This window comes from Rhodopila sp., from assembly GCF_035548235.1.
Classification (GTDB): Bacteria; Pseudomonadota; Alphaproteobacteria; order Acetobacterales; family Acetobacteraceae; genus Rhodopila.
Map to the genome: position 1 here is coordinate 1 of NZ_DASZTJ010000139.1, position 6678 is coordinate 6678.

5 protein-coding genes are annotated in these 6678 nt (G+C 69.0%); 1 reads left to right on the plus strand and 4 read right to left on the minus strand.

Going from position 1 to position 6678, the window contains the following annotated elements; genetic code table 11:
- Positions 1–2377 (plus strand): type I DNA topoisomerase (gene topA, locus VHB27_RS12310; RefSeq protein WP_325600755.1); only part of this gene is annotated, 2377 nt, incomplete at its 5' end.
- A gap of 94 nt (positions 2378–2471) precedes the next feature.
- Here topA and VHB27_RS12315 read toward each other — a convergent pair.
- The 4 genes from VHB27_RS12315 to VHB27_RS12330 form a co-directional block, all read right to left on the minus strand.
- Positions 2472–3710: an ABC transporter substrate-binding protein gene (locus VHB27_RS12315; protein WP_325600757.1), complete on the minus strand. Its 1239-nt coding sequence runs from the start codon at positions 3708–3710 to the stop codon at positions 2472–2474.
- A gap of 111 nt (positions 3711–3821) precedes the next feature.
- Entirely contained in the window at positions 3822–4679 is an 858-nt protein-coding gene (locus tag VHB27_RS12320) for a CDP-alcohol phosphatidyltransferase family protein (RefSeq protein ID WP_325600759.1), read from the minus strand.
- A gap of 10 nt (positions 4680–4689) precedes the next feature.
- Entirely contained in the window at positions 4690–5457 is a 768-nt protein-coding gene (locus tag VHB27_RS12325; RefSeq protein WP_325600761.1) for a phosphatidylserine decarboxylase, read from the minus strand.
- Between the two features lie 111 nt (positions 5458–5568).
- Positions 5569–6678: CaiB/BaiF CoA transferase family protein (locus VHB27_RS12330; RefSeq protein WP_325600763.1), on the minus strand; the 1110-nt coding region annotated here is incomplete at its 5' end.

Here is a 6678-nt window from a genome sequence, read left to right on the forward strand (position 1 = left end):
GGTGGAGGCCTACCTGGCCCGCCGCGCCCTGGACTACCTGGTGGGCTTCACCCTCTCGCCGGTGCTGTGGCGCAAGCTGCCCGGCAGCCGCTCCGCCGGCCGCGTCCAGTCCGTCGCGCTGCGCCTGATCTGCGAGCGCGAGGCGGAGATCGAGGTCTTCAAGGCCCGCGAATACTGGACGATCGAGGCCGTCTTCACCACGCCCGCCGGCGCGCCCTTCACCGCCAGGCTGACGCACCTGAACGGCAAGCGGCTGGACCAGTTCGACCTGAACACCGAGGCGCTGGCCAAGGCCGCGAAAGACGCCGTCGAAGCCGGCAGCTACACCGTCGGCCAGGTCGAGCGGAAGCGCGTCAAGCGCAACCCGCCGCCGCCGTTCACGACCTCCACCCTGCAGCAGGAAGCGTCGCGCAAGCTGGGCTTCGGGGCGCAGCAGACGATGCGGATCGCCCAGCAGCTCTATGAGGGCGTGGACCTGGGCGGCGAGACGGTCGGGCTGATCACCTATATGCGGACCGACGGCGTGCAGATGGCGCGGGAGGCGATCTTCGCCATCCGCGACCACGTGAAGGACGCGTTCGGCCCGAACTACCTGCCCGCCGCGCCGCGCGAATACACCAGCCGGGCGAAGAACGCGCAGGAAGCGCACGAGGCGATCCGGCCGACGGACGTCACGCGCACCCCCGACAGCGTCGCGCGCGGCCTGAACCACGACCAGCGGCGGCTATACGAGCTGGTGTGGAAGCGCGCCGTCGCGTCGCAGATGCAGTCCGCCGAACTCGACCAGGTCAGCGTGGACGTCATCGACGGCTCCAATGGGAAGCCCAATGGGAAGCCCAGTGGGAAGCAAGAGGGCATCCGGCTGCGCGCCACCGGCTCCATCGTCGCGTTCGACGGGTTCCTGAAGCTGTATCGCGAGGACACCGACGACAAGGCCGAAGGGGCGGCCGAGGACGACGAGAACCGCATGCTGCCGCCGATGGCAGAGCGCGACCCGTTGAAGCGCGGCGATGTCGAGGCCAGCCAGCACTTCACCCAGCCGCCGCCCCGCTACTCCGAGGCGTCGCTGGTCAAGAAGCTGGAGGAACTGGGGATCGGCCGGCCGTCGACCTATGCCTCCATCCTGTCGGTGCTGCAGGACCGCAACTATGTCCGGCTGGAGAAGCGCCGCTTCATCCCCGAGGACCGGGGCCGGCTGGTCACCGCCTTCCTGGTCAGCTTCTTCGAGCACTACGTGGACACCGGCTTCACCGCGGCGCTGGAGGAGAAGCTGGACGACATCTCGGCCGGCCAGCTCGAATGGCGCAGCGTCATGCGGGCGTTCTGGGAGGAGTTCTCCAAGGCGGTCGAGCAGACCCGCGAGCTGAAGATCAGCGACGTCATCGCCGCGCTGGACCAGGACCTGGGGCCGCATTTCTTCCCGGCGCGCGCCGACGGCGCCGATCCGCGGCTGTGCACCGCCTGCGGCACCGGGCGGCTGGGGCTGAAGCTGGGGCGCTATGGCAGCTTCATCGGCTGCTCCAACTACCCGGCCTGCCAATACACCCGCCGCCTGGCCGTCGATCCGGGCGAGGAGGGCGGGGAGACGCTGAAGGACGGCATGCGCGTCCTGGGCCACCACCCCGAGACCGGCGAGGAGATCACCGTCCGCCGCGGTCCCTATGGGCTGTACGTGCAGCAGGGCGAGGCCGGCGAGGACAAGAAGGCCAAGCCCAAGCGCACCTCCCTGCCGCGCGGCATGGATGGGGAGAACCTGACGCTGGACCAGGCGCTGGGCCTGTTGTCCCTGCCGCGCCTGGTCGGCATCCACCCCGAGACCAGGGAGCCGATCGAGGCCGGGATCGGCCGGTTCGGACCCTATGTGAAGATGGGCGCGGTGTTCGGGTCACTGGACCGCGACGACGACGTGCTCGCGCTGGGGCTGAACCGGGCGGTGGACCTGCTGGCGAAGAAGCTGGCCTCGGTGCGGACGTTGGGGGCGCATCCGGGGGACAAGGAACTGGTGACGGTGCGCAAGGGCCGGTTCGGGCCGTATGTGCAGCACGGCAAGACGGTGGCCAACCTGCCGCGCGGCGTCAGCATGGACGACATCGCGCTGGACGAGGCGGTGGCGCTGCTGGCCGAGAAGGGCAAGACGCTGAAGCCGAAAGGCGCCGCCGGCCGCAAGGGCAAGGCGGCGGCCAAAGGGAACGGCAAAGGGAACGGTAAGGGGAACGGCAAGGACGCCGGCGGAAAGACGGCGGCGGCGCCCAAGATGGCGGCCGCGAAGGACGGCGCCAAGACGGCCCCGGCCAAGAAGGCGGCAGGGAAGAAGGCCGCCGGGAAGAAGGTTGCGGCGAAGAAGAAGGCGCAGGCCCCGCGCGAAGCGGCGGAGTAGCCTGTCCGACCCCCGTCGAAGGACCGTCCCGTCGAAGGACCGTCCCCCCGTCAGGGCCCGGCGTGACCGGGCCATCTTTTCCTCTGCGGAACGATCAGGCCTTCACCATCGGGCACGCGCCCTGGTCGAGCGGACGGAACGCGTCCTCGGGCGCCAACGTGCGGACCAGCTTGTAGTAGTCCCAGGGGTGCTTGCTCTCCTCGGGTGATTTCACCTGGAACAAATGCATCGGGTTCATCAGCCGCCCGTCCGACCGGATCGAGACCTTGCCGAAGATATCGTCTTCCACCGGCATTTCCTTCATCTTCGCGATCATCGCCTGGCCGGATGCCTTCGCCTGCTCGACGCCCAGCGCGGCGAACGCCTTCAGCGCGTGGTTGATCGCCGAATAATCGCCGGCCTGGATCATGTTCGGCATCCGTCCGTCGCCCATGCGCTGCCCGAACCGCTTGCCGAACGCTCGGCTTTGATCGTTCAGGTCCCAGTACCAGGCTTCGGTCAGCAGCAGCCCCTTGGCCGTTGCCAGGCCGATCCCATGCACATCCGGAATGGTCAGCAGCAGCGCCGCCAGTTTCTGCCCATGCGCCGTGATGGCGAACTCGGCGGCCTGCTTGACGCAGTTCACCGTGTTCTCGCCGCTGTTCGCCAGCCCGATCACCTTGGCGCCGCTCGCCTGGGCCTGCAGCAGGAAGGTCGAGAAGTCCGTCGTATCGGGGAAGGGATGGGAAACCTGGCCCAGGATCTTGCCGCCCACCGAGGTGACAGCCCGAGCGGTATCAGATGCAAGGAGTTTTCCGAAGGTATAGTCGGCGGCGATGAAGAACCAGGTGTTTCCGCCCTCGGCCACCAGCGCCTTGCCGGTGCAGGACCCCAGCGAATACGTGTCATAGGTCCACTGGACGTGGTTCGGGCTGCACGACTTGCCTGTCAGGTCCGAACTCGCCGGCGCGGTGAACACCGCGGCCTTGTTCTTCTCGCGCACCAGCGTGGCGATCGCCAGTGCAGCCGACGAGTTGTTGACGTTCGATATGAAATCAACACCCTGCCGGTCGAACCAGTCCCGGGCGATCGACTGCGCGATGTCGGGCTTGCTCTGGTAATCGGCGTACAGGACCTCGACCGCGACGTCGGGATGCGCCTTCATGAAGTCCTCGGCGGCCATGCGGGTCGCGTTGATCGAACCCATGCCGGTGCTGTTGGAATTCGGGCCGTTCAGGTCGGTCAGCACGCCGATCCGGATGGTCGGTTTCGCCGCGCGCGCGGCCCGCAGCGGCAGCGCGCCGGCGGCGGTGGCGAGCGCCAGGGCAGAGCGGCGCGAGATCGGTAAAGTCATGGCGTTTCCTCGTGGTCGTTGTGATTTGGATGAGGGAGGGTCCCAGGGGACGGTTTCAGGGGAGGGTCCCAGGGGAGGGGCTCAGAGACGGTCGCGGGGACGATCCGACGGTCAGCCCGTGTCCCGGATGTCGTCGTGCAGCGCCTCGGCCTCCCGCCGCAGGCGGTGGAAGCTGCGCACGCTGAACGGCAGCATGCCCGCATAGATCAGGGCGCCGGCAGCCATGGCGGCCCAGGGGTCGGCCACCAGGATCGTGGCATAGATCCCCGTGCCCAGCAGCAGCGGCAGGACGTATTCGGCCGGGACCTTGAAGTTCTTGAAGCTCCAGATCGGCAGCGTGGAGACCAGCAGCATCGCCGTGCCGGCCAGCACCAGCGCGCAGAGCAGCGGGTTCTGGCCGATCGCGGTCAGCCAGGGCAGTTCCAGCCGATGGCCCTCCAGCCCCACGAACAGCGGGAACAGCGCCATGCCGGCCCCGGCCGGCGCCGGGACGCCGGTGAAGAAGTTGTAGGCATAGGCAGGCTTGGGCGCCCCTTCCAGGGAGGCGTTGAACCGCGCCAGGCGCAGCGCCATGCAGACCGCGAACATCAGGCAGGGCACGTAGCCATAGGCGCCGCCGCGCTGCAGCGACCAGAGATAGATCAGGAAGGACGGCGCGACGCCGAAGCACAGGAAGTCGGACAGGCTGTCGAACTCCGCCCCGAACCGCGACGTCGCCTTCAGCAGCCGGGCGATCCGCCCGTCCAGCCCGTCGATCGCCCCGGCAACCGCGATGGCCAGCGCCGCCGCGCCGTACCGCCCCTCCAGCCCGAAGCGCATGGAGGTCAGGCCGGCGCACAGCCCCAGCATCGTCAGCAGGTTGGGGATCATCCGGTTGAAGGACGGGCCCCGGTAGCGCGGGCGGCTGCGCTTGCGGGGGCGGTAGCGCTTCAGGCCGCGGATGGGAAAGACCGGTGCGCGATCGCTCATGCTGCCTCCCTCATGTCACGTCCCCGGTTCCGTCCCTGGCCTCGTCCCTGGCCACATCCCCGGGGACGCCCCTGGGGACGCCCCTGGGGACGACGGTGACGGGCGGGGAAGGGGCCTCCTCGGCGATGACGGTCTCGCCGCCGATCATGGTCTGGCCCTCGACCACCAGCGGCTTCACGCCCTGGGGCAGATACAGGTCGGTCCGGCTGCCGAAGCGGATGATGCCGAACCGGTCGCCGACATGGACCGGATCGCCCTCGGACACCTGGCAGAGGATGCGCCGCGCGATCAGTCCGGCGATCTGCACGACCGCGATCTCCCGCCCGTCATGCAGGCGAATCGCCAGCGCGTTGCGCTCGTTCGACGTGCTCGCCTTGTCCAGCGAAGCGCTGACGAACGCCCCGTGCCGGTAGGCGATTCGGGTGACGACGCCGGAGGCCGGTATCCGGTTCACGTGTACGTTCAGCACCGACAGGAAGATCGACACGCGCCAGCGCGGCTCATCCCCCAGTCCCAGCTCCGCCGGCGGCGGGGCCTGGGTGACCGAGACCACGCGGCCGTCGGCCGGGGAGACGAAGACGGACGGCCGGGGCGGCGGCGTCCGCTCCGGGTCGCGGAAGAAATACAGGCAGAACAGGGTGAAGATCAGCCCGATCCAGATCAGCCAGTGGCCGATGCCGAAACCGAGCAGCAGGACGATGAGGCCGCCCATGATGAACGGACGACCCGCCGGATGGGGCGGGGCGAGGACGGTCAGGATATCGTCTGTCACAGCCATGATGCGGCGCTTTAGGGCCTTCGGGCCGCCTTCGGCAAGGATCGCGATCAGGGGAACGCGCGCGGGGGACGGAATGTTCCCCGCGCGCCGGCGCCGCCGCGGCCGCCGGGGTCACACCACCTTCTTGTTCTTCAGCGCCGCGATCTCGGCCGCGCCGTAGCCAAGCTCCTGCAGCACCGCGTCGGTGTGCTCGCCGAGTTCGGGGCTGGCCGAGCGGATGGACCAGGGGGTGCGGCTGAGTTCGATGGGCTGGCCGATGACCTCGACCGGGCCCAGCACCGTCTGCGGGACGACGCGCGTCATCGCCAGGTGCTGCACCTGCGGGTCCGCGAACACCTCGTTCATCTTATAGATCGGCCCGCTCGGTACCCCGGCCTTGTTCAGGGCGTCGATCCAGGCGGCCGAGGTGCGGGTGCGGGTGATCGCCTCGATCGCTTCGTTCAGGGCGTCCCGGTTCTCCAGCCGCGAGCGGCCGGTGGCGAAGCGGGGGTCGGCGGCAAGCTGCGGCGCGTCCATCGCCTTGCAGAAGCGGGCATAGATCTCGTCGCCGCTGGCGGCGATGTTGATATAGCCGTCCTGGGTGGCGAACACGCCGGTGGGGATGCTGGTCGGGTGGTTGTTGCCCGCCTGGCCCGGCACCTCCTTGCCGATCGTCCAGCGCGCGGCCTGGAAGTCGAGCATGGAGATCTGCGCGCCCAGCAGCGAGGATTTCACCCACTGGCCCTCCCCGGACTGCTCGCGTTCGATCAGCGCGATCAGCACGCCCATGGCGGCGAAGATGCCGGCGGTGAGGTCGGCGACCGGGATGCCGACGCGCATCGGGCCGCGGCCCGGCTCCCCGGTGATCGACATCAGGCCGCCCATGCCCTGGGCGATCTGGTCGAAGCCCGGCCGGTCGCGGTACGGGCCGTCCTGGCCGAAGCCCGAGATGCTGGCGTAGACGATCCGCTTGTTGATGGCGCGCAGGCTTTCATAGTCGACGCCGAGGCGGAACTTGACGTCGGGGCGGTAGTTTTCGACCACCACGTCGGCCTGCTGGACCAGGCGCTTCATGATCTCGACGCCTTCCGGCGCCTTGAGGTTCAGCGTCAGGCTGCGCTTGTTGCGGTGCAGGTTCTGGAAGTCGGGGCCGAGACGCGGTCCGCCCAGGCCCTCGCCGGGCGAGGGCGGCGCTTCGATCTTGACGACCTTGGCGCCCCAATCGGCGAGCTGGCGCACCGC

Excerpts from the sequence above, each read along its gene's own strand:
- VHB27_RS12325 (WP_325600761.1), bottom strand. The coding sequence starts at position 5,457 with ATGGCTGTGACAGACGATATCCTGACCGTCCTCGCCCCGCCCCATCCG.
- VHB27_RS12315 (WP_325600757.1), bottom strand. The coding sequence starts at position 3,710 with ATGACTTTACCGATCTCGCGCCGCTCTGCCCTGGCGCTCGCCACCGCC.
- VHB27_RS12320 (WP_325600759.1), bottom strand. The coding sequence starts at position 4,679 with ATGAGCGATCGCGCACCGGTCTTTCCCATCCGCGGCCTGAAGCGCTAC.